The sequence below is a fragment of the Herbaspirillum sp. NPDC087042 genome, from assembly GCF_044745245.1.
Taxonomy (GTDB): domain Bacteria; phylum Pseudomonadota; class Gammaproteobacteria; order Burkholderiales; family Burkholderiaceae_D; genus Herbaspirillum.
On sequence record NZ_JBIUZW010000010.1, the window covers coordinates 40030 to 61966 of the forward strand.

The 21937-nt window shown below is 60.1% G+C and carries 25 protein-coding genes; 20 read left to right on the forward strand and 5 right to left on the reverse strand.

Annotation, left to right across the window (positions count from 1 at the left end; translation table 11 throughout):
- Positions 1 to 10: 10 nt before the first annotated feature.
- On the reverse strand, positions 11 to 346 hold the full coding sequence (locus tag ACIPHN_RS14620) for an ArsR/SmtB family transcription factor (protein ID WP_400437286.1): 336 nt from the start codon (positions 344 to 346) through the stop codon (positions 11 to 13).
- A 209-nt stretch (positions 347 to 555) separates the two neighbouring features.
- Between ACIPHN_RS14620 and ACIPHN_RS14625 the strand changes: the two genes are divergently transcribed.
- Positions 556 to 1251 carry a helix-turn-helix domain-containing protein gene (locus ACIPHN_RS14625; protein WP_400437288.1) on the forward strand — a complete coding sequence of 232 codons (696 nt, stop codon included), beginning with the start codon at positions 556 to 558 and terminating at the stop codon, positions 1249 to 1251.
- Between the two features lie 25 nt (positions 1252 to 1276).
- Positions 1277 to 1981, forward strand: coding sequence for a hypothetical protein (locus ACIPHN_RS14630; RefSeq protein WP_400437290.1), 705 nt, complete (start codon positions 1277 to 1279; stop codon positions 1979 to 1981).
- Between the two features lie 153 nt (positions 1982 to 2134).
- Here the strand turns inward: ACIPHN_RS14630 and ACIPHN_RS14635 are convergent, their stop codons facing one another.
- From ACIPHN_RS14635 to ychF, 4 genes are all read right to left on the reverse strand, one after another.
- Complete coding sequence (locus ACIPHN_RS14635) at positions 2135 to 3232, reverse strand: hypothetical protein (protein WP_400437291.1); 1098 nt, start codon at positions 3230 to 3232, stop codon at positions 2135 to 2137.
- A 304-nt stretch (positions 3233 to 3536) separates the two neighbouring features.
- On the reverse strand, positions 3537 to 4379 hold the full coding sequence (locus ACIPHN_RS14640; RefSeq protein WP_400437293.1) for a hypothetical protein: 843 nt from the start codon (positions 4377 to 4379) through the stop codon (positions 3537 to 3539).
- Positions 4369 to 5640 carry a tyrosine-type recombinase/integrase gene (locus ACIPHN_RS14645; RefSeq protein WP_400437294.1) on the reverse strand — a complete coding sequence of 424 codons (1272 nt, stop codon included), beginning with the start codon at positions 5638 to 5640 and terminating at the stop codon, positions 4369 to 4371. The genes ACIPHN_RS14640 and ACIPHN_RS14645 overlap by 11 nt, the downstream gene beginning before the upstream one ends.
- Before the next feature lie 189 nt (positions 5641 to 5829).
- The gene (gene ychF / locus ACIPHN_RS14650; RefSeq protein ID WP_400437296.1) at positions 5830 to 6921 is read right to left on the reverse strand and encodes a redox-regulated ATPase YchF; all 1092 of its coding nucleotides are present in this window, start codon (positions 6919 to 6921) and stop codon (positions 5830 to 5832) included.
- A gap of 378 nt (positions 6922 to 7299) precedes the next feature.
- Here ychF and ACIPHN_RS14655 point away from each other — a divergent pair, with 378 nt between their 5' ends.
- From ACIPHN_RS14655 to hisF, 18 genes are all read left to right on the forward strand, one after another.
- The gene (locus tag ACIPHN_RS14655; protein ID WP_400437298.1) at positions 7300 to 8103 is read left to right on the forward strand and encodes an ABC transporter ATP-binding protein; all 804 of its coding nucleotides are present in this window, start codon (positions 7300 to 7302) and stop codon (positions 8101 to 8103) included.
- Positions 8100 to 8879, forward strand: coding sequence for a lipid asymmetry maintenance ABC transporter permease subunit MlaE (gene mlaE, locus ACIPHN_RS14660; protein ID WP_400437299.1), 780 nt, complete (start codon positions 8100 to 8102; stop codon positions 8877 to 8879). The genes ACIPHN_RS14655 and mlaE overlap by 4 nt, the downstream gene beginning before the upstream one ends.
- Positions 8880 to 8970: 91 nt before the next feature.
- Positions 8971 to 9447: an outer membrane lipid asymmetry maintenance protein MlaD gene (mlaD, locus tag ACIPHN_RS14665; protein ID WP_400437301.1), complete on the forward strand. Its 477-nt coding sequence runs from the start codon at positions 8971 to 8973 to the stop codon at positions 9445 to 9447.
- Positions 9444 to 10178, forward strand: coding sequence for a VacJ family lipoprotein (locus ACIPHN_RS14670; protein WP_400437303.1), 735 nt, complete (start codon positions 9444 to 9446; stop codon positions 10176 to 10178). The genes mlaD and ACIPHN_RS14670 overlap by 4 nt, the downstream gene beginning before the upstream one ends.
- Before the next feature lie 218 nt (positions 10179 to 10396).
- Positions 10397 to 11038: a phospholipid-binding protein MlaC gene (locus ACIPHN_RS14675; protein ID WP_400437305.1), complete on the forward strand. Its 642-nt coding sequence runs from the start codon at positions 10397 to 10399 to the stop codon at positions 11036 to 11038.
- A 40-nt stretch (positions 11039 to 11078) separates the two neighbouring features.
- The gene (locus tag ACIPHN_RS14680) at positions 11079 to 11372 is read left to right on the forward strand and encodes a lipid asymmetry maintenance protein MlaB (RefSeq protein ID WP_400437307.1); all 294 of its coding nucleotides are present in this window, start codon (positions 11079 to 11081) and stop codon (positions 11370 to 11372) included.
- A gap of 316 nt (positions 11373 to 11688) precedes the next feature.
- Complete coding sequence (locus ACIPHN_RS14685; protein ID WP_400437309.1) at positions 11689 to 12609, forward strand: ABC transporter ATP-binding protein; 921 nt, start codon at positions 11689 to 11691, stop codon at positions 12607 to 12609.
- Entirely contained in the window at positions 12606 to 13370 is a 765-nt protein-coding gene (locus ACIPHN_RS14690) for an ABC transporter permease (protein WP_400437311.1), read from the forward strand. Before ACIPHN_RS14685 ends, ACIPHN_RS14690 begins: the two co-directional genes overlap by 4 nt.
- A gap of 38 nt (positions 13371 to 13408) precedes the next feature.
- Positions 13409 to 13645 (forward strand): BolA family protein, encoded by a 237-nt coding sequence (locus ACIPHN_RS14695; RefSeq protein ID WP_017453768.1) that lies wholly within the window; start codon positions 13409 to 13411, stop codon positions 13643 to 13645.
- Between the two features lie 9 nt (positions 13646 to 13654).
- Positions 13655 to 14905, forward strand: a complete 1251-nt coding sequence (gene murA, locus ACIPHN_RS14700; RefSeq protein WP_400437313.1) for a UDP-N-acetylglucosamine 1-carboxyvinyltransferase — start codon at positions 13655 to 13657, stop codon at positions 14903 to 14905.
- A 28-nt stretch (positions 14906 to 14933) separates the two neighbouring features.
- On the forward strand, positions 14934 to 15584 hold the full coding sequence (gene hisG / locus ACIPHN_RS14705; protein ID WP_400437315.1) for an ATP phosphoribosyltransferase: 651 nt from the start codon (positions 14934 to 14936) through the stop codon (positions 15582 to 15584).
- Positions 15585 to 15642: 58 nt separating this feature from the next.
- Positions 15643 to 16956, forward strand: coding sequence for a histidinol dehydrogenase (gene hisD, locus ACIPHN_RS14710; protein WP_400437317.1), 1314 nt, complete (start codon positions 15643 to 15645; stop codon positions 16954 to 16956).
- Positions 16957 to 16960: 4 nt separating this feature from the next.
- Positions 16961 to 17791, forward strand: coding sequence for a DNA-methyltransferase (locus ACIPHN_RS14715; RefSeq protein ID WP_400437318.1), 831 nt, complete (start codon positions 16961 to 16963; stop codon positions 17789 to 17791).
- Entirely contained in the window at positions 17766 to 18887 is a 1122-nt protein-coding gene (gene hisC / locus ACIPHN_RS14720) for a histidinol-phosphate transaminase (RefSeq protein ID WP_400437319.1), read from the forward strand. Before ACIPHN_RS14715 ends, hisC begins: the two co-directional genes overlap by 26 nt.
- Before the next feature lie 72 nt (positions 18888 to 18959).
- A complete protein-coding gene (gene hisB, locus ACIPHN_RS14725) occupies positions 18960 to 19556 on the forward strand; it encodes an imidazoleglycerol-phosphate dehydratase HisB (protein ID WP_400437321.1) in 597 nt (198 codons plus the stop codon).
- Between the two features lie 61 nt (positions 19557 to 19617).
- Positions 19618 to 20256: an imidazole glycerol phosphate synthase subunit HisH gene (gene hisH / locus ACIPHN_RS14730; protein ID WP_400437323.1), complete on the forward strand. Its 639-nt coding sequence runs from the start codon at positions 19618 to 19620 to the stop codon at positions 20254 to 20256.
- Between the two features lie 78 nt (positions 20257 to 20334).
- Positions 20335 to 21132: a 1-(5-phosphoribosyl)-5-[(5-phosphoribosylamino)methylideneamino]imidazole-4-carboxamide isomerase gene (hisA, locus tag ACIPHN_RS14735; RefSeq protein ID WP_400437324.1), complete on the forward strand. Its 798-nt coding sequence runs from the start codon at positions 20335 to 20337 to the stop codon at positions 21130 to 21132.
- Position 21133: 1 nt separating this feature from the next.
- Entirely contained in the window at positions 21134 to 21898 is a 765-nt protein-coding gene (gene hisF / locus ACIPHN_RS14740; RefSeq protein ID WP_400437326.1) for an imidazole glycerol phosphate synthase subunit HisF, read from the forward strand.
- The last annotated feature ends 39 nt before the right edge of the window (positions 21899 to 21937 follow it).

Below are 21937 nucleotides of genomic sequence, written 5' to 3' on the forward strand. Positions count from 1 at the left end.
ATGGCACCCGTCAGGCTTCAGTGCGGACTGGCGGATTGCAGGTCTTGACGGGCGAACACGGGTTGCCGCCGCAGCAGTTCTCAGTGAGGAACCCAAGCACATTGTTCATCGCTGCGAAATTGGCCGAATAGATCACATACCGACCTTCGTGGCGCGAAGTTACCAGGTCCGCGTGTGCCAATTCCTTCATGTGGAAAGACAGCGAGGACGGGGCGATATCAAGGGCTTCGCCTATCTTGCTGGCGGCAGCGCCTTCGGGACCAATCTGTACCAAGTGTCGGAAGATGGCCAGACGAGACTCCTGTGCCAGTGCCGCCAAGGCGACGATGACCGCTTTGGTTTCCATGCCTATTGCTCCCTTTATTCAATAATTCAATTATTATTGAAATATAGAGTCAAGACAAGATGCTGTGGCTTTTTGCCAATTGCAGCGGATCAAGGCTACGATGGCACAGGCTAAGCAGGCATGTCAGAGCGGTGTCGGGTTCCTGTCGTGTTGCCTGTCCAGGGACGCCACCATACTTCAGGCATCGAACACACCATATGGAGGTCTGAATGAACACTGCTGAACAAACGACTCAAGCCCGGATGCTGTCGCCCGAAGAATTAGCTGTATGTATCAAGTTTTTCCGTGAGGTCCGACAGTGGTCTCAGGAGCAGTTGGCGGAAATCTCGGGGCTGAGTGTACGAACAGTGCAGCGCATTGAGCAAGGAGAGCCCAGCAGCATAGACACTCGCCGAGCGCTCGCGTGTGCTTTTGAGTTTGAAGATATTGATGGCCTCAATAAGCCCTTCTTAATTCCAAGTCCCGAGGAGCTGGCTGCCCAAAAGGAGAAATTTGATCGCGAACATGTCACGTTGACGGCATTGCCTTTGACCACCGGGAAGCAGTTAGCGCAGCTGGCTGAAACATGTTCGATGGATCTCTTCGAGGCAGCCTATGACGTACCTCGAGAGCTGGATCAGGTACTGGCTGGCCTCATCGACTATTTCAGAGAATATCGCGACAGCTACGATCTCTATACTCAAGTGGATAAATTCGACGTGTATGACGAGATGCAAGGAAAGATTGACTCTCTGCGCTCCCTTGGAATGTCGCTACGGTATGCCCAACGCCGTATGGCCGTGCGCTTTGGAATGGGCGACGGCAAATCTATGCCGGCGGAGGTTGCCTACATTGTGGGATTTCCACTTGGGAAAGAGCCCGAAACCTTCGCGACCCCGAAAAATGGAGGAATCCGGGCGGGATGATCAAGATATAAATGGGGGAGATAAGATGGATACTTCAATAGAACCGCATCACATCTATCATACCTATATGGTGGATGCCAAAATCCGTCTATTGACGGCCGAGAAGATTGTGGCCAGCAAAACGCCGATTAGCGGCTATGGCAGTCTTGATGCGGAATTTTGCCTTTTGCAAATTCGTCGAATAGTCGAGAGCATTACCTTCGGGGCAATGACTAGAGAGCGTGGGCGTTATTCAGCACTACACTTGATACAGCAGGCCGAGAATCCACGTGCTAAGGGCTCTCCCACAAGTGATTGGAAGGCGAGCGAGATCCTGAAACGACTCGTGGAAATAAGTCCGCATGTATTACCCATCCCCGTGCGAGACGAGCCTACACAAACGGCACTAGGAATATTTCACTTTGATCGCAAGGATATTGAAGTGAATCACGCGCGTCTTATTGAGTTCTACAAGCGCGCAGGGGGCTTTCTACATGCTCAGAATCCGCTTGTTTCTGATTTTGTACATCGACTGAATGAACAGAGAAAAGCATATGACGGAATGCCGAAAGAGTTGGCAGGGATCCTGGATTTCTTGCGAAAACTCCTCTGGAAACATGTTGCTATCACCCTGGAATTTGAAGAAGGGACCGATCCCCGGACGTCTGATTCGCCTAAGTTCGCTTGGATCGTCGACTTTATGACGAATAACGATCATCAGGTTTCCATCCAGCTCGCCGAATCGACCTAGATTTGATTGTGAAAAAGCCCACGCGGGCTTTTTCAAGAGTGTCTACTTGCGGCACCGATTGCTGATATCGCCGTTCAGCGTCCCCGACATGCTCCTACTGCTCAACTTGGCGCACTGTCACCTGTACATGCGGAAGGCGAGTCGGAGATATGGTCAGTGGGTGCGTCGAATGTCTCCACTCCTCGCGCCCGTGATGGCCTTGAGCTGAGCCAGCGCAGCATCCTTCAGCACGCTGCCAGAGTTGTCGCGTTCAATCTGCTCGATTGATTCGCGGATGACTGGCGCTGACGACGATGGTATGCGCGCCGGTCGGCGGCCGCCGTTGTCGATGGCCTCCCGGATTCTCGCCTCCCAGGCGCTGTCATGCTCGCCTGGCCGAGCTGGCCCGACTCCCACCTCGTTGGCCTTGACCAGCTTGGCGGCATCTGATGCCCACCAGGCGCCATGACCGCCGACAGTCTTTAGGGCTGCCGCATTGCGTACCCAGTTGCGCCAAGTGGCGAACCAGTCCAGCTTGGTTGCGTCCTTTCCAGACTTGGCTACCCAGTAGTCACGGAACTTGTCTGCTTCGGCGGACACATGTTCTACCGTCCATGTCTGTTGGTGCTCCATTGCCCACTTTTCCCATTCATTAGGCAACTGCCAGTCAACTAGGAGACGCGAGCCTCGGTTCGGCCCTCTTTTCTCTTCTCGTTGGGGAGGTGAGGATGAGCTAATCGGCTTTGAGGGGGGATTACCAATTTCGGTAGAAATTGGTACTTTCGTGTTCATGTTCGTGTTCGTGATAGTGGTAGTGTTGTCCGTCACTCGTATGTCACGCGTGACATTTGCGTGAGTCCCATTGGAAATAATGTCGGCGGCTTGACCGAGCGCTGTTCGCTCGCGTACGCGTTGCGCTTGTTTGCGTTGGGTGGCGCCGAGTTTGCGGTCGATCATTCCTAGAACGAGGTCCGTCATTACTGGATGATAGAGGCGCCCGTCAGTTGCCTTTATCCAGCCTCGCAACAAAACGGGGCTATGCTCCTGGAATTCTGAGAGAGATTGTCCGAGGCGGGCCGAGATGAGTAAATCTTCGCCTGGTAGTGATCCGCAGGGCTTTTGTGTCCATGCAATGGCAAGCAACATCAGTAGAATCGGACGTTGCTGAGGGTTGGCGAGTGCCCAGGTATCAGACTGAAAAAGTCGATCGCAATCGAGCTCAAGCCTGAATCCTCCTGCTTTTGTCTCAGCTGGGTAAGGTGGTTCTTGCATTGCTGTCTCGATCAAGCTTGTTCGATGAGCTTACGAATATCTTCGACTCTCCAGCATACGGTCTTTGGTCCGAGCCTAATCGGCTGAGGAACGCGGCCACTTTTGACCCAATTCCACCAGGTAGTGTGGCTCACAGGAATAATGGGAGGAATGCCGCGGCGAAGATCCCCGATGATTTGTTTTTCGCGGAGTAAGCCGCTTTCAGGCATAGCGTTCAGGACAGTCATTTTTGTTCACTTTCATCAAATTTGGATGAGGCGAACTATCTGATATGTCCGGAATCCGGTCACATTCTTTAATTGGGCTACTTTGATATTCCTTTGCGGGCATTCCTGCGATCACGTAATTCTTGAGATCGTTCTATGCGGGCGCCTCTCAGAAGCGTGACTAGGCGAGAATGTGAAAGATGCATTCCGGCGAACGAGAAAATCATTCCAGTGAAGTTCACAATGGCAGATTGATTGCCTGTTCCAGGACTTTGCCAAGGCTTGCGCTGATCGGGCCGCCCATAACCCGCCCACATAGACACACATGTCATGGCGAGTTTAGTCTGATATGTCTTCTTGAGATTTCCTGCCTGACTAGTTGGATGAATACGAAAACTAGGCAGATGAGTTGCTCCGGGTAGTGGTGTATCACTGTCAATGGACTGGAGGGCAAAGTTTATTGCTTTGCGAATCCCTGCAATGCCCATCGGCAAATAGGGGAGGATGTTGCTTTGTTTATGGTGTTCCCCATATAGCTCGATTTGGGGGGCGAACTGATGTATGTGTCCATGTACGTCAACGAAATGATGAGCTTGGAGCACAATTTCATTGATGATCTCCGCATGGCACCATTGAATGGCTTCAAACGTCATACGATCACATCCGCGGAGTGCATGGATCAGCTTATCGTCATCTTTTGTGCGAGTCATAGCCTTGAGCTGTGCCAGCGCATCTTTCCGGTTCGGTCGATCATGGCCCGTTTGAGCGGAATTCTCCATATTGGCAATGGCTAATGCATCTACCAAAATATCCAGGTCTACTTCGCTAATTGGGCGGAGAAAAAAGCGACTGAGCTCCTCGCGAAGTCCTGATAGTCCCGTCTTGTGTCCCGAGCGCGAAGAGTGTCTCTGTCCCGCCCTGAAAAAAACTCTACCTGCCATGATTTTCTAGTGGTGCTCCATTCGATTGTTTTTCTTGCCAGATCAGAAGCGTATCCGCCCAGTGCTGCATCATCTTAGTGCGCTCGTTCAAGTATTGAGCGTGATTGTAGGTGCGGCGGACAGCATTCGGCTCTGTATGTGCAAGTTGACGTTCGATCCAGTCGGATGCGTAGCCCATTCCGTTAAGAAGGGTGCTACCCGTGGTCCGGGTTGCATGAGGACTATATTTGCCGGCCCAGCCTAGACTTAGCAATGCTTGGCGGAACGAGGCACTGGACATGGGCTTGCTACGATCATCTCTGTTGGGAAAGACCTGGTCGTAGCGGCCAGTAACTCCGTGCAAGGTTCGTAGCATTTCGACTGCTTGAGATGGGAGCGGAATGACGTGATCTTTGCGCATCTTCATGCGTGCCGCAGGAATACGCCATATGGCTGCTTCAAGGTTAAACTCGGCCCATTTCGCCTCTACTGCCTCACTAGGACGGCAAAGTGTCCACCACATTAGCCAGAAAGCGCACACTGTTTCGAATTTGCCGCCGTGACGACTGAAATCGAGAAGAAGTTGGCCAACCTCTTCTGAATCGAGAGGGCGCTTGTGTTGAGTCTTGTTTGGGGGGAGCGCTTTGCGCACCGGATACGTCGGATCTGTGTCGGCCCGGAGAGTCGCGACGGCAAGCTCAAATACCGCCGACATTGACCGCTTTGCCTCTGCGGCAACGCTAGGCCCATTCTCCTTGGCGGCCGTGTTCAGCACATTCAAGATGTGTGCCGAAGTAATTTGCCTTAACGGAAGTGAACCAATTTTTTTGAAAACAACCCGACTCAGCATATCGAGTCGGCGCTTCTTGGTTGTTGGTTCCCAACTTTTAAGAGCAACCCACTCTCGAGCAACTACCTCAAATGTATTTATGCCTTCTTGTTCGCGTTTCAATCGCTCCATCTGACGATGATGTGCGGGATTGATGCCTTGTTTGACCAAGTCCCGTGCCTTTACTCTTTCTTCACGAGCTTCTGCAAGAGTGAATCTACCTCCCGCGCGCCGAGCGAAAGCTGCCTCAGTAGTTTCACCAGGTGGGGACACGGCGTATTCGCCTATCGCGAACATGCTTTCTTTGATTTCGCCCTCACGGGCAAGCTTGAAACGATAGCGCCAAGCCTTCACGCCATTCGTTTTAACCTCAAGATATAGATTATTGCCGTCGGCCAGCTTATAGGCCTTTTCTTGAATCTTGGCGGTTCGGCACTTGGTATCTGTCAGCACAGTTGTATGAAAAGGGCTATACCCTATTTTTTCGGAGATGGGGGTTAATGTATACCCACTAAGATACCCACCTTGGGAGTGGTTGGCAATGAATTGCACTAAATCAAATAAAACAAAAAACCCCGCTAGTTAGCGGGGTTGGAAGGGTATTTTGAATTCGATTGAATTCGTCTGAACCTTACTTCTTGGTTAGACGTTGAACAAGAAATTCATCACATCCCCATCCTTGACCACATACTCCTTGCCTTCCGCCCGCATCTTGCCCGCTTCCTTGGCGCCGGTCTCACCCTTGCAGGCGATGTAATCCTCGAAGGCGATGGTCTGCGCGCGGATGAAGCCGCGCTCGAAGTCGGTGTGGATCACGCCGGCGGCTTGCGGGCCGGTGGCGCCGATGGGGACTGTCCAGGCGCGCACTTCCTTCACGCCTGCGGTGAAGTAGGTCTGCAGACCCAGCAGCTTGAAGGCGGCGCGGATCAGGCGGTCCAGGCCCGGCTCTTCCATGCCCATGTCGGCCAGGAAGTCGACCTTGTCGGCGTCGTCCAGGTCGGCGATCTCGGCTTCGATGGCGGCGCAGATGGCCACGATGGGGGCGTTCTGTTCCTTGGCGTAGCCGGTCAGCTGATCCAGCAGCGGGTTGTCGGTGAAGCCGCTATCCGATACGTTGGCCACGTACATGGCCGGCTTGGCGGTGATCAGGCACAGCGGTTTGATCAGCAGCATTTCTTCGGCGTCCAGGCCCAGCGCGCGCACCGGCTTGGCTTCGTCCAGCGCCGGCATGATGCGCTCCAGCAGGGCCACCAGCTTGGCTGCGTCCTTGTCACCGGAACGGGCTTTCTTTTGCTCGCGGTGGATGGCCTTCTCGACCGTGCCCATGTCGGCTAAGGCCAGTTCGGTCTGGATCACGGCGATGTCGTCCAGCGGGCTCACGCGGCCGGCGACGTGGATCACGTTCGGATCTTCGAAGCAGCGCACCACGTTGACGATGGCGTCGGTCTCGCGGATGTGCGACAGGAACTGGTTGCCCAGGCCTTCACCCTTGGAGGCGCCTGCCACCAGGCCGGCGATGTCGACGAATTCGACAGTGGCCGGCAGGATGCGCTCGGGCTTGACGATCTCGGCCAGGGCCTTCAGGCGCGGATCGGGCACTTCCACGATGCCCACGTTGGGCTCGATGGTGCAGAACGGGTAGTTCTCGGCGGCGATGCCCGCCTTGGTCAGCGCGTTGAAAAGGGTGGACTTACCAACGTTGGGCAGACCCACGATGCCGCATTTGAGGCTCATGTCAGATTCTTCCGAAAGCAAAACCGACATTGTAGCAAGCCGCGCGGCCACGCCCTATCGTTTGCGTTGCAGCATGCGTTGTGTGGTGTTTCCGGATACGTTTTGTGAGACGATGCGTATCGTTTGTTTTGGTTCCCTGACAAACCGTTGCGTACATGCCACGCAATGAGAATTTTCTGAAATCTGCAATATATAACTGACTCAGTCGTCAGCAAGTTGGTTGGCGGCAATAGTTGGCATCTTCGGTGAAGATGCTGGCAAACTGTAAAGAACGGGGCGGTTCAGCCGGGGTCATTTACACGCTGTATTGCCTTCTTGAAAGCGATTTGTAAAATTTGCTCTACAATGTCGGTTTTCCAAAGAACTCAAAGAATCCCTTTGCCTAATATCGTAGAAATCCGCGATCTGCATTTCCGCTATGGCGACCGGCCTATCCTGACCGGTCTGCATATGGATTTCCCGCGCGGAAAGGTGGTGGCGGTCATGGGCGGTTCCGGTTCCGGCAAGACCACCATCCTGCGCCTGATCGGCGGGCAGCTGCAGCCGCAGCAGGGCAAGGTGGAAGTGGATGGCGAGAACGTGCCCGAGCTGGCCACGAAACAGCTTTATCTGTTGCGCCGCAAGATGGGCATGCTGTTCCAGAACGGCGCCTTGTTCACCGATATGACGGTGTTCGATAACGTGGCCTTCCCGCTGCGCGAACATACCGACCTGGACGACACGCTGATCCGCGACCTGGTGCTGATGAAGCTCAACGCCGTGGGCCTGCGCAATGCCGCGGCCCTGAAGCCGGCCGAGATCTCCGGCGGCATGGCGCGACGCGTGGCGCTGGCGCGGGCGATCGCCCTGGATCCGGCACTGATCATGTATGACGAGCCCTTCGCCGGCCTCGATCCGATTTCCATGGGCGTGACGGCCAACCTGATCCGTCGCCTCAATGATGCGCTGGGTTCGACCTCCATCCTGGTGTCGCACGATGTCAACGAATCCTTTGCCATCGCCGATTACGTGTACTTCCTGTCGGCCGGCAAGATCGTCGCCCAGGGGTCGCCGCAGGAGATGCGCGAGTCTTCCGATCCCTACGTGAAGCAGTTCGTCCATGCCCAGGCCGATGGCCCGGTGCCGTTCCACTATCCCGGCAAGTCGCTGGCCGAGGACCTGGGACTGGGAGGCCAGGCATGATTGTCAATTTCCTCAGTGGCCTGGGTCGCAGCATCCGTGAATTCGCCGTGGGCGTAGGCTTTGCGGCGCGCATGTTCGTCAGCGTGTTGGGTTCCTCGCTGGGCCTGTTGCGCCGTCCGCGCCTGATCACCGACCAGATCCACTTCATCGGTAATTACTCGCTGGTGATCATTGCGGTGTCGGGCCTGTTCGTGGGCTTCGTGCTGGGCCTGCAGGGTTACTACACCTTGAACAAATATGGTTCCGAGCAGGCCCTGGGCTTGCTGGTGGCCCTGTCGCTGACGCGCGAACTGGGCCCGGTGGTGACCGCGTTGCTCTTCGCCGGGCGCGCCGGTACGTCGCTGACCGCCGAGATCGGCCTGATGAAGGCTGGCGAGCAGTTGTCGGCCATGGAAATGATGGCGGTCAATCCGCTGCAGCGCGTGGTGGCACCGCGCTTCTGGGCGGGCGTGATCGCCATGCCGGTACTGGCGGCCATCTTCAGCGCCGTGGGCGTGATCGGCGGCTATGTGGTCGGCGTGCTGCTGATCGGTGTGGACGAAGGCGCATTCTGGTCGCAGATGCAGGGCGGCGTGGATGTGTGGGCCGATATCGCCAATGGCGTGTTGAAGAGCATCGTCTTCGGCGTGGCCGTGACCTTCGTGGCGCTGTTCCAGGGCTACGAGGCCAAGCCGACGCCGGAGGGCGTGGCCCGTGCCACGACCCGTACCGTGGTGATCGCTTCGCTGATGGTGCTGGGCCTGGACTTCCTGCTGACGGCGCTGATGTTCAGCTGATGGGCCGGACGGCGGCCACCGCAAGACCCCGATAACGATAGAGAGCAAGGCGCCAGTGCTTGGCGCGACGACGAACAAGAAGGAAAGGACTATGCAACGTAAATCACTGGATGCCTGGGTTGGAATCTTCGTGCTGCTGGGTGTGGCAGCACTGGCGTTCCTGGCGCTCAAGGCCGGCAACATGAGCTCGATGTCCTTTGGCCAGAAGACCTATGTCATCAAGGCCAGCTTCGACAATATCGGCGGCCTGAAGTCGCGTGCGGCCGTCAAGAGCGCGGGCGTGGTGGTGGGTCGCGTGGACTCGATCCGCTTCGATGACCAGACCTTCCGTGCCGTGGTCGCGCTGAACATGGATGCGGGCTACAAATTCCCCAAGGACAGCTCGGCCAAGATCCTCACGTCGGGTCTGTTGGGTGAACAATACATTGGCCTCGAGCCGGGTGGCGATACCGCTAACCTGGCCGCGGGCGATACGATTAAGATGACACAATCCGCGATCGTGCTGGAGAACCTGATCGGTCAGTTCCTCTACAGCAAGGCGGCAGAGGGAAAGGATGATTCCAAATGAATAAGAAGACCATCAATACCGGCAACGCGGCCCGTCTCGGCGCCTTCGCCCTGGCGGCGGCAGCCCTGACCGGCTGCGCCAGCACCAACAATCCCAACGATCCGCTGGAAGGCTTCAACCGTGCCATGTTCAGCTTCAACGACACCGTCGACAAGGTGGCCCTGAAGCCGGCAGCACAAGCCTACGACACCGTCGTGCCGACCCCGGTCCAGCATGGCGTGGGCAACTTCTTCGGCAACCTGGGCGATATCTGGTCGTCCATCAACCAGCTGCTGCAGGGCCGTATCGAGCAGGGCGTCTCGACCTTCATGCGCGTGGCCATCAACACCACCTTCGGTCTGGGTGGCGTGCTGGACGTGGCAACCGAAGCCCGCCTGCCGCGCGAGAAATCCGACTTCGGCCAGACCCTGGGCAAGTGGGGCGTCGGCTCCGGTCCGTACGTGGTGCTGCCGTTCTTCGGCCCGTCCACGGTGCGTGACACCGCCGGCCTGCCGATCGACTTCTATGGCGACGTCTGGACCTACAAGCGTCCGACCCGCTGGCGCAACGTCGGCACGGTGGTCCGTATCGTCGACCGCCGCGCCCAGTTGCTGGATGCCTCGACCCTGCTGGAAGACGCCGCGCTGGACAAGTACGACTTCGTGCGCGATGCCTATGTGCAACGTCGCCAGAGCCAGATCGATGGCGCTGGTGCCGGTCGCGAGCGCAAGGAAGACGCCATCAAGCCCTGATGATCGTCGCTGGATCGCTGCGCGCTTGTCGTCGGGATGCGCACAGCGATCTTGAAAAATGCCGGATCTGCTCCACTTGTTCTACCTGCCTCATCTGTAACACCTGTGCCCATCTGTGACGGCGCGGGAACCCCGCTGCTAAGCGGGTTTCGAAGGACATGCCGGGTGCGCGCTGCGCTGCACCGGTACCTTCTGCTGACTCGAATGGAAAACGACTTATGAAGATGCTCACCAAATTCTTTGCTATCGCCGCACTCGCCGCTCCCGCGCTGGCCTTCTCGGGCGCCGCTTCGGCTCAGGAAGCCCCGGATGCGCTGGTCAAGCGCATCAGCTCCGAAGTTCTGGACACGGCCAAGGCCGACAAGGATATCCAGTCCGGCAACAACGGCCGCATCATGCAACTGGTCGAGCAGAAGATCCTGCCCTACGTCGACTTCGAACGCATGACCCAGCTGGCGGCTGGCCGCTTCTGGCGCCAGGCCACTCCTGAGCAGCAAAAGCAGCTGATCACCCAGTTCCGCAGCCTGCTGGTGTTCACCTACTCGGGCGCGCTGTCGCAGGTGCGTGACCAGAAGATCGAATTCAAGCCGCTGCGCGCCGCTCCTGGCGACACCGAAGTGGAAGTCAACTCCCAGGTCATCTCGGCCCGTGGTGGTGACCCGATCCAGCTGAGCTATCGCCTGGAAAAGAAGGCCGACGGCTGGAAGCTGTATGACGTCAACGTGCTGGGCGCCTGGCTGGTGGAAGCCTACAAGGGCACCTTCGCCAACGAGATCAACAAGGGCGGCATCGACGGCCTGATCAAGGCGCTGACCGACAAGAACCAGCAGCTGGCCTCGCGCGCCAGCGGCAAGAAGTAAGCCCGTTTTTTGATCCGCTGATCCGATCCGAAAGAGCCTCATGTTCAAGCCCGGCGCCTCGCTGACCTTCACCAATGCCAGCACAGTCCTGCGCGACGGCCTCTCGGCCATCGCCAGCGGCCAGGCCAGCATCGATGTCAGCGAGGTGACCGTGGTCGACTCCTCGGCCGTGGCGACACTGCTGGCCTGGCGTCGCGCCGCCGCCGCACGCGGCGCGGCGCTGGACTTCGGCGCCTTGCCGGCCAATCTGCAGAGCCTGGCCGAGCTGTATGGCGTGTCCGCCTTGTTGCAAGGCATTGCTGCACCCACCTCCGCGACCGACCGACATCACTGATCCGGTCTCCACTTTCCGGCCAGGGCTTTCCTGCTTTGGCGGCCCGGAAAATCGAATTCCCCTATAATCGAAGGTTTTTGCAGGCCGCTTGCGGCCTCGTGCACCGGACTTCCTCCCTTGAACGCGGCCTCTCACCGGCCGGGCAAAACCGACCGCTATCTTCGATAGCAACAACGACAACACGGCCTCGTCATGACCGGTCCGCCAAGGACGCAGGGAGGGCAGCGGGGCCAGGGCGAGGTGACAGCGAATCTCCTGGGGGATTTCCTGCTTCCTTATTTCTTTCTGGCAAGTAACGTATCGAATGGGCGAGGCAATGGCCGCTCTGCACATCAAAGACATCAAGAAGCGCTACCAGTCGCTGCAGGCACTGGGTGGCGTCTCGCTGGCGATCGAAGAAGGCGAATTCTTCGGCCTGCTCGGCCCCAATGGCGCCGGCAAGACCACGCTGATCTCCATCATCGCCGGTCTCAATCGGGCCGACTCCGGCTCGGTCACCATCCATGGTCACGACGTGGTGAGCGACTATCGCGCCGCCCGCATGAACCTGGGCGTGGTGCCGCAGGAGCTGGTGTTCGATCCCTTCTTCACGGTGCGCGAGACGCTGCGCATGCAGTCCGGCTATTTCGGCCTGACCAACAACGACAAGTGGATCGACGAGGTCATGGAAAACCTCGACCTCACCAACAAGGCCGATACCAACATGCGCGCGCTCTCGGGCGGCATGAAGCGGCGCGTGCTGGTGGCCCAGGCACTGGTGCACAAGCCGCCGGTGATCGTGCTGGATGAACCGACCGCCGGGGTGGACGTGGAATTGCGCCAGACCCTTTGGCAGTTCATCGGGCGCCTGAACCGCGAAGGCCATACCATCGTGCTGACCACGCACTACCTGGAAGAAGCGCAAGCCCTGTGCAACCGCATCGCCATGTTGAAGTTCGGCAAGGTCGTGGCGCTGGATTCGACCGATGCCCTGATCCGCCGCATTTCCGGCTCGCAGATGGTGTTGCGCCTGAAGCAGGGCAGCCTGCCGGATGGCTTGAAGGCACTGGTCACGCATCCCGAAGAATTGCTGGCTGACAATGCCGCGCGCAAGTACACCCTGCGCGTCAATGACTACAAGGAAGTCGAACCCATCCTGGCCACGCTGCGCGCCTCGGGCGCCGAGATCGATGATCTGCAGTTGCAGCAGGCCGACCTGGAAGACGTCTTCATCCAGATCATGGGAGATGAAAAATGATCGGTTTCCGTACCCTTTTCTACAAGGAAATCCTGCGCTTCTGGAAGGTCGCCACCCAGACCATCACCGCGCCCATCGTCACCGCCTTGCTGTACCTGCTGATCTTCGGCCATGTGCTGCAGGATCGCGTGCAGGTCTATCCGGGCGTGAACTACACCGGTTTCCTGGTGCCGGGCCTGGTGATGATGAGCGTGTTGCAGAATGCCTTTGCCAATAGCTCCTCCTCGCTGATCCAGTCCAAGATCACCGGCAACCTGGTGTTCGTGCTGCTGACGCCGTTGTCGCACTGGGAATTGTTCGGCGGCTACGTGCTGGCTGCCGTGGTGCGCGGCCTGATGGTGGGCGCCGGCGTGTTCGTGGTGACGGCCTGGTTCGGTCACCTGGACTTCGTCGCACCCCTGTGGATCCTGGTGTTTGCCCTCTTGGGCGCGGGCATCCTGGGCACCATGGGCTTGATCGCCGGCATCTGGGCCGAGAAGTTCGACCAGCTGGCGGCGTTCCAGAATTTCCTGATCGTGCCGCTGACTTTCCTGGCCGGCGTGTTCTATTCGATACACTCGCTGCCCCCGTTCTGGCAGGCGGTATCGCATTTCAACCCGTTTTTTTATATGATCGACGGCTTTCGCTACGGCTTCTTCGGCCAGTCCGACATTGCTCCCATGACCAGCCTCGGTATCGTCGCCGTGTTCTTCGTGGCGCTGTCTACCCTGGCCGTGCGCATGCTCAAGAGCGGCTACAAGCTGCGCGCAGGATCCCATTGAGCCAGCCGCCCGTCCCCTTTTCCGTGAAGAGCCTCACCATGCTACCCACACCTGAACTCGTCAAAAGCTATATCGCCGCCGGCCTCGATTGCCAGCATCTCGAAGTGGAGGGCGATGGCCAGCACTTCACCGCCGTCATCGTTGCCGAGGCATTCGCCGGCAAGCGCCTGATCCAGCGTCACCAGCTGGTCTATGCGGCGCTGGGCGACCGCATGCGCGAGGAAATCCACGCGCTGTCGATGAAGACCCTGACCCCTGAAGAATTCCAGAAATAAGGCAAGACGATGGACAAGCTTTTGATCCGTGGCGGCCGTCGCCTCTCCGGCGAGGTCACCATTTCCGGCGCCAAGAATGCAGCCCTGCCGATCCTGTGCGCGGGCCTCTTGACGGCCGACGACCTGCGCCTGAGCAATGTCCCGCATCTGCAGGACGTGGTCACCATCACCAAGCTGATGAAGCAGATGGGCCTGCGCGTGCAGGAGAACGGTGATGAAGTGGTGCTCAACGGCAACGACATCACCCGGCCGGAAGCCCCCTATGAGCTGGTCAAGACCATGCGCGCCTCGATCCTGGTGCTGGGGCCGCTGCTGGCGCGCTTCGGCCAGGCCAAGGTGTCGCTGCCGGGTGGCTGCGCCATCGGTTCGCGTCCGGTGGACCAGCACATCAAGGGCTTGCAGGCCATGGGCGCCGACATCCATATCGAGGGCGGCTACATCCATGCCAAGGCCAAGCGTCTGAAGGGCGCGCGCATCGTCACCGACATGATCACCGTCACCGGCACCGAGAACCTGCTGATGGCAGCGGTCCTGGCTGACGGCGAGACCGTGCTGGAAAACGCCGCGCGCGAACCCGAAGTGGGCGACCTGGCCCACCTGCTGGTGAAGATGGGCGCGAAGATCGAGGGCATCGGTACCGACCGCCTGGTGATCCAGGGTGTGGAGAAGTTGCATGGCGCGTCCCATGAAGTCATCGCTGACCGCATCGAGACCGGTACCTTCCTGTGCGCGGTGGCTGCTGCCGGTGGCGACGTGACCCTGCGCCGCACCCGCGCCGGCCTGCTCGATGCCGCGCTGGACAAGCTGCGCGACGCTGGCGCCATCCTCACCTCGGGCGAGGACTGGATCCGCATCCAGATGGCGCGTCGTCCCAAGGCGATCAGCTTCCGTACCACCGAATACCCGGGCTTCCCGACTGACATGCAGGCGCAGTTCATGGCGATGAACTGCATCGCCGAAGGCACCAGCCATGTCACCGAGACCATCTTCGAGAACCGCTTCATGCACGTGCAGGAATTGAATCGCCTGGGCGCGGCTATCGATGTGGAGGGCAACACCGCCATCGTCACCGGTGTGGACAAGTTCATCGGCGCGCCGGTGATGGCCACCGACCTGCGCGCCTCGGCCTCGCTGGTGATCGCCGGCCTGGCCGCGCAGGGCGAGACGGTGGTGGAACGCATCTACCACCTCGACCGTGGCTACGACCGCATGGAAGCCAAGCTGTCGGCCATCGGTGCCGATATCCAGCGCATCAAGTAAGTTTCCGGAATCCAGAAAAGCAGACATCATGACCCAACAACTGACGCTGGCGCTCTCCAAGGGCCGCATTTTCGAAGAGACCCTGCCGCTGCTCAAGGCGGCCGGCATCACCGTGACCGAGGATCCGGAATCCTCGCGCAAGCTGATCCTGCCGACCAATGACCCGGCCGTGCGCGTGATCATCGTGCGCGCCTCGGACGTGCCGACCTATGTGCAATACGGCGCGGCCGACTTCGGCGTGGCCGGCAAGGATGTGCTGCTGGAACACGGCGGCGAAGGCCTGTACCAGCCCATCGACCTGAACATCGCCAAGTGCCGCCTGTCGGTGGCGGTGCAGGAAGGTTTCGACTACGCCAATGCGGTGCGCCAGGGTGCGCGCCTGCGCGTGGTGACCAAGTACGTCAAGACCGCGCGCGAGCACTTCGCCGCCAAGGGTGTGCACGTCGACCTGATCAAGCTGTATGGCTCGATGGAACTGGGCCCGCTGGTGGGCCTGTCCGATGCCATCGTTGACCTGGTCAGCACCGGTGGGACGCTGCGTGCCAACAAGCTGGTGGAAGTCGAGCACATTATCGATATCTCCTCGCGCCTGGTGGTGAACCAGGCCGCGCTGAAGTTGAAGCGCGAACGCCTGCAGCCGATTCTCGATGCCTTCGAGAAGGCTTCCCGGGCCAAGTAATCCCCGTCGTCCAAGTAGCTGACCGATTCAACGATACTGTCGCATAGCAGGTGAGACCATGAGCATTGCCATCCGAAAACTCGATTCCGCCGTTCCCGGCTTCCGTGAGCAACTCTCGGCCGTGCTGGCCTTCGAGGCCAGCGAGGATGAGGCCATCGACCGTGCCGCCGCCGGCATCCTGGCCGAGGTCAAGGCGCGCGGCGACGCCGCCGTGCTGGAATTCACCCAACGCTTCGACCGCGTGCAGGCCGACTCGGTAGCTGCGCTGGAGATCGGCCACGCGGCGCTGCAGGCGGCGCTGGACGGCCTGCCCGCGGCACGTCGTCATGCGCTGCAGACCGCCGCCGACCGCGTGCGCGCCTATCACGAGCGCCAGAAGAAGGAATGCGGCTCCGACGGTTTCCTCTACCGCGAAGCCGATGGCACCGAGCTGGGCCAGAAGGTCACGCCGCTGGATCGCGTGGGCATCTATGTGCCCGGTGGCAAGGCTGCCTATCCCTCGTCGGTGCTGATGAATGCGATTCCCGCCAAGGTGGCCGGCGTGCAGGAAGTCATCATGGTCGTGCCCACGCCGGACGGCGTGAAGAATGAACTGGTGCTGGCTGCCGCCGCCATTGCCGGCGTGGACCGCGTCTTCACCATCGGCGGTGCGCAAGCCGTCGGCGCGCTGGCCTACGGCACCGCGACTATCCCGCAGGTGGACAAGATCGTCGGCCCCGGCAATGCCTATGTGGCCGCTGCCAAGCGCCGCGTGTTCGGCGTGGTGGGCATCGACATGATCGCCGGCCCCTCGGAAATCCTGGTGATCTGCGATGGCGCCACCGATCCCGACTGGATCGCCATGGACCTGTTCTCGCAAGCCGAGCATGACGAGCTGGCGCAATCCATCCTGCTGTGCCCGGATGCCGGCTACATCGCCCAGGTCGAAGCCTCGATCAACCGCCTGCTGGAAGACATGCCGCGCAAGGACGTCATCCGTACCTCGCTGACCGACCGTGGCGCCCTGGTCAAGGTGCGCGACATGGAAGAAGCCTGCGAGATCGCCAACATGATCGCCGCCGAGCACCTGGAGATTTCCGCGCAGGAGCCGCAGCAATGGGCAGACCGCATCCGCCATGCCGGTGCCATGTTCCTGGGCCGCTTCTCGTCCGAATCGCTGGGTGACTACTGCGCCGGTCCCAACCACGTGCTGCCGACCTCGCGCACGGCGCGCTTCTCCTCGCCGCTGGGCGTGTATGACTTCCAGAAGCGTTCCAGCCTGATCCGCGTGTCCGAAGAGGGCGCCCAGACCCTGGGCAAGATCGCTGCCGAGCTGGCCTATGGCGAAGGCCTGCAGGCCCACGCCCGTTCGGCCGAACTGCGACTGAAATGACACCATGACGGCAGCCACCGACTCCCCTGCAGGCGACGGCTGGCTGGACCGCGTGCATTGCGAAGATGCACTGGCCGCCGTGGGCGGGCTGGCGCGCATCCCCGATGGCAGCATCGACCTGCTCATCGCGGATCCGCCCTATGGGTTGGGCAAGGACTACGGCAATGATTCCGACAAGCTCGATACGGCTGCCTACCTGGCCTGGACCGAGCAGTGGATCGATGCCGCCCTGCCCAAGTTGAAGCCCAACGGCAGCCTCTACATCTTCCTGACCTGGCGTAATTCGCCGGAGATCTTCGTCATGCTCAAGCAGCGCATGACCATGATCAATGAAATCATCTGGGATCGCCGCGTCCCCTCCATGGGCGGCAGCACCCGGCGCTATTCGTCGGTGCATGACACCATCGGTTTCTTTGCGCGGGCCAAGGACTATTTCTTCGACCTCGATGCCATCCGCATTCCCTACGATGCCCAGACCAAGAAGGCGCGCTCGCGCTCCATCTTCGTGGGTGCCAAGTGGCTGGAGATGGGCTACAACCCCAAGGATGTGTGGAGCGTCTCGCGCCTGCACCGTGAGCACAAGGAGCGTGCCGACCATCCCACGCAAAAGCCGCTGGAAGTGGTGGAGCGCATGGTCAAGGCTTCCTGTCCGCCGGGCGGGGTGGTGCTGGATCCCTTCATGGGCAGCGGTACCACGGCGGTCGCGGCGCGCCGCTGTGGACGGCATTTCACCGGTTTCGAACTCAATCCCGATTATTGCGAACTGATCCGCCAGCGACTCGATGCGCTGGCGCCCGAGAGCCAAGACGATGAACCCCTCCGCCAGCCAGCCTGAGATGAGCGACCTGACTGAAGACCTGATTGCCCGCGTGATCCGCCCCGTGGTGCGCGGCTGGCAGTCCTATCACGTACCCTCGGCCGAGGGCATGGTCAAGCTCGATGCGATGGAAAACCCCTATCTGCTGCCGCCGGAGTTGCGTGCGGAACTGGGGCGGCGCCTGGGCGAGGTCGAGTTGAACCGTTACCCGGTGCCGTCCTACACGGCCCTGAAGGCCAGCATCTGCCAGCACCTGGGCGTGCCGGACGGCTACGACGTGCTGCTGGGCAATGGTTCGGATGAGCTGATCACCATGCTTTCCACGGCCTGTGCCCTGCCGGGACGCACCGTGCTGGCGCCCGAACCTGGATTCGTCATGTATGGCATCTCGGCCAGGAGTGCCGGGCTGGACTATGTGGGCGTGCCGCTGCGCGCCGACCTGAGCCTGGACATGCCGGCCATGCTGGCCGCCATGGAGGCGCACAAGCCCGTCATCACCTGGCTGGGTTATCCCAACAACCCCACCGGCACGCTCTACGAGGCTGCCGATGTGCTGCGCATCGTCGAGGCCGCCGCGCCCTATGGACTGGTGGTGGTGGACGAGGCCTACCAGCCCTTTGCCGCCGCGACCCTGATGGGCGAGTTGCCCAGGTTCAACAACCTGGTGCTCATGCGCACCGTTTCCAAGCTCGGCCTGGCGGGCATCCGCCTGGGTTACCTGTCGGCCGCGCCGGCCCTGTTGCGCGAATTGGACAAGGTGCGCCCGCCCTACAACGTCAATGTCCTCACCGAGGCCGCCGCCCTGTTCGTGCTGGAGCACGTCGATGTGCTGGAAGCCCAGGCCGCCCGGCTGCGTGTGGCCCGCACGGTACTGGCCGACGAGATGGCGGCATTGCCGGGGGTGCAGGTGTTCCCGTCGGCGGCCAATTTCATCCTGATCCGCGTCCCGGATGCCGATAAAGTCTTCGCCGCTTTGCTGGCACGTAAGGTACTTGTGAAAAATGCCGGTAGAATGCATATGTTGTTGCAAAACTGTTTGCGCATTACCGTCAGTACAGACGAAGAAAACGCCGTCTTCCTGGCGGCGTTGAAAGCGGCGCTGCACGAGTTGTAAACAATCGCAGTACGCCAAGGCAAACAAGCTCCGCGTATCACCTGAACGATAGAACCCCGTCCAACCCCGACCATGTCTACACCGAGAACCGCCGAAGTCGTCCGCAACACCAATGAAACGCAGATTCGCGTTGCGATCAATCTGGATGGCACCGGCCAGCAAAAGCTGGATACCGGCGTGCCTTTCCTTGACCACATGCTGGACCAGATCGCCCGCCACGGCCTGATCGACCTGGATATCCATGCCAAGGGCGACCTGCACATCGACGCGCACCATACGGTGGAAGACGTGGGCATCACCCTGGGCATGGCCTTTGCCAAGGCCATCGGCGACAAGAAGGGCATCCGCCGCTACGGCCATGCCTACGTGCCTCTGGACGAGGCGCTGTCGCGCGTGGTGATCGACTTCTCCGGCCGTCCCGGCCTGGAATACCATATTCCCTTTACCCGTTCGATGATCGGTTCCTTCGATGTGGACCTGACCAGCGAGTTCTTCCATGGTTTCGTCAACCATGCGCAGGTAACCCTGCACGTGGACAACCTGCGCGGTGTGAATGCCCACCACCAGGCCGAGACCGTGTTCAAGGCTTTTGGCCGCGCATTGCGCATGGCCATCGAACTCGACGCACGCGCTGCTGGTACGATTCCATCGACCAAGGGCAGCCTGTAAATCGCAGGGTATTGCTAATTCATCTGGGTTTCCCGGTGCGCGAGCGCCGTCATTTTTCGCCATGAATAAAATTGTTGTAGTCGATTACGGCATGGGCAACCTGCGCTCGGTGGCGCAGGCACTGCGCCATGTCGCGCCCGAAGCCGATGTACGCATCTCCGGCGAAGTCGCCGACATCCGCGCCGCCGACCGCGTGGTCCTGCCCGGCCAGGGGGCCATGCCCGATTGCATGCGCAGCCTGCGCGAGTCGGGTGTGCAGGACGCGGTGATCGAGGCCTCCCGCACCAAGCCGCTCTTTGGCGTGTGCGTGGGCGAACAGATGCTGTTCGACTGGAGCGAGGAGGGCGACACGCCCGGCCTGGGCCTGCTGCCCGGCAAGGTGGTGCGCTTCGAACTGGAAGGCCTGCGCCAGGACGACGGTTCGCTGTTCAAGGTGCCGCAGATGGGCTGGAACCATGTGCACCAGACCGGCGGCCATCCCCTGTGGGAAGGCATTGCCGACAACGCCTTCTTCTATTTTGTCCACAGCTACTACGCCGTGCCGGCTGACAGCGCCCACGTGGTCGGACAGACCCCGTATGGCCGCGACTTCGCCTGTGCCGTGGCTCGCGATAATATCTTTGCAACCCAGTTCCACCCGGAAAAAAGTGCCTCGGCGGGTTTGCAGCTGTATCGGAATTTCGTACACTGGAACCCTTGATTTTTGCCTTTAAGGCAAGAACTGGCCCGCCGGCCTTCGACAAACCTTCTTTTTTTACTGACTAGTCATCCCCTAGCCATGCTGCTCATACCCGCCATCGACCTGAAAGACGGTCATTGCGTACGCCTCAAACAAGGTGATATGGAACAAGCCACCGTTTTCTCCGAAGATCCGGCGGAAATGGCCCTGCACTGGCTCAAGCAGGGCGCGCGTCGCCTGCACCTGGTTGACCTCAACGGCGCTTTCGCCGGCAAGCCCAAGAACGAGGCTGCGGTGAAGGCCATCCTCAAGGCGGTCGCCCGTTTCGCCGAGGAAAACGAAGTCGACGAAATCCCGGTCCAGCTGGGTGGCGGCATCCGTGACCTCGATACCATCGAGCGTTACCTGGATGACGGCCTGTCCTACATCATCATCGGCACCGCTGCCGTGAAGAACCCCGGCTTCCTGCATGACGCCTGCAGCGCCTTCCCCGGCCAGATCATCGTCGGCCTGGACGCCAAGGACGGCAAGGTCGCCACCGATGGCTGGAGTAAGCTGTCCGGCCACGAAGTGGTGGACCTGGCGCAGAAGTTCGAAGGCTATGGCTGCGAAGCCATCGTCTACACCGACATCGGCCGCGACGGCATGATGGGCGGCGTCAACATCGAGGCCACCGTGCGCCTGGCGCAGGCGGTCTCGATCCCCATCATCGCCTCCGGCGGCGTGCACCACGTGGGCGATGTCGAAGCCCTGTGCCGCGTCGAGGATGAAGGCATCGAAGCCGTCATCTGCGGTCGTTCCATCTACGAAGGCACGCTGGACCTGCGCAGCGGCCAGGATCGCGCCGATGAACTCACGCGCGAACTGGAAGCCAACCGCCTGTCCGGCAGCAACTAACATGGCCCTTGCAAAACGCATCATCCCTTGCCTGGACGTGACCGCTGGTCGCGTGGTCAAGGGCGTCAATTTCCTGGAACTGCGCGATGCCGGCGACCCCGTCGAGATCGCCCGCCGCTATGACGACCAGGGCGCCGACGAGCTGACCTTCCTCGATATCACGGCCTCTTCCGATGGCCGCGACCTGATCCTGGACATCATCGAAGCCGTGGCCTCGCAGGTCTTCATCCCCCTGACGGTGGGTGGTGGCGTGCGCGCGGTCGAGGATGTGCGTCGCCTGCTCAACGCCGGCGCCGACAAGGTCGGCATCAATACCTCCGCCGTGACCAATCCGCAACTGGTGGCCGATGCCGCCAGCAAGTACGGCTCGCAATGTATCGTGGTGGCCATCGACGCCAAGCGCGCCGGTGACGGCAAGTGGGAGGTCTACACCCACGGCGGTCGCAAGGCCACCGGCCTGGATGCGGTGGAGTGGGCGCGCAACATGGCGCGCCTGGGCGCCGGCGAGATCCTGCTCACCAGCATGGACCGCGATGGCACCAAGAGCGGCTTCGACCTCGACCTGACCCGCGCGGTCTCGGAAGCGGTCAGCATTCCCGTGATCGCCTCCGGTGGCGTGGGCGGCCTGCAGGACCTGGCCGACGGCATCACCAAGGGCAAGGCGGACGCGGTACTGGCCGCCAGCATCTTCCACTATGGCCAGCACACCGTGCAGGAAGCCAAGCGCTTCATGGCAGACCAGAACATATCCATGAGGCTGGCATGAGCATCAGCGCCAAATGGCTCAACAAGGTCAAATGGGACG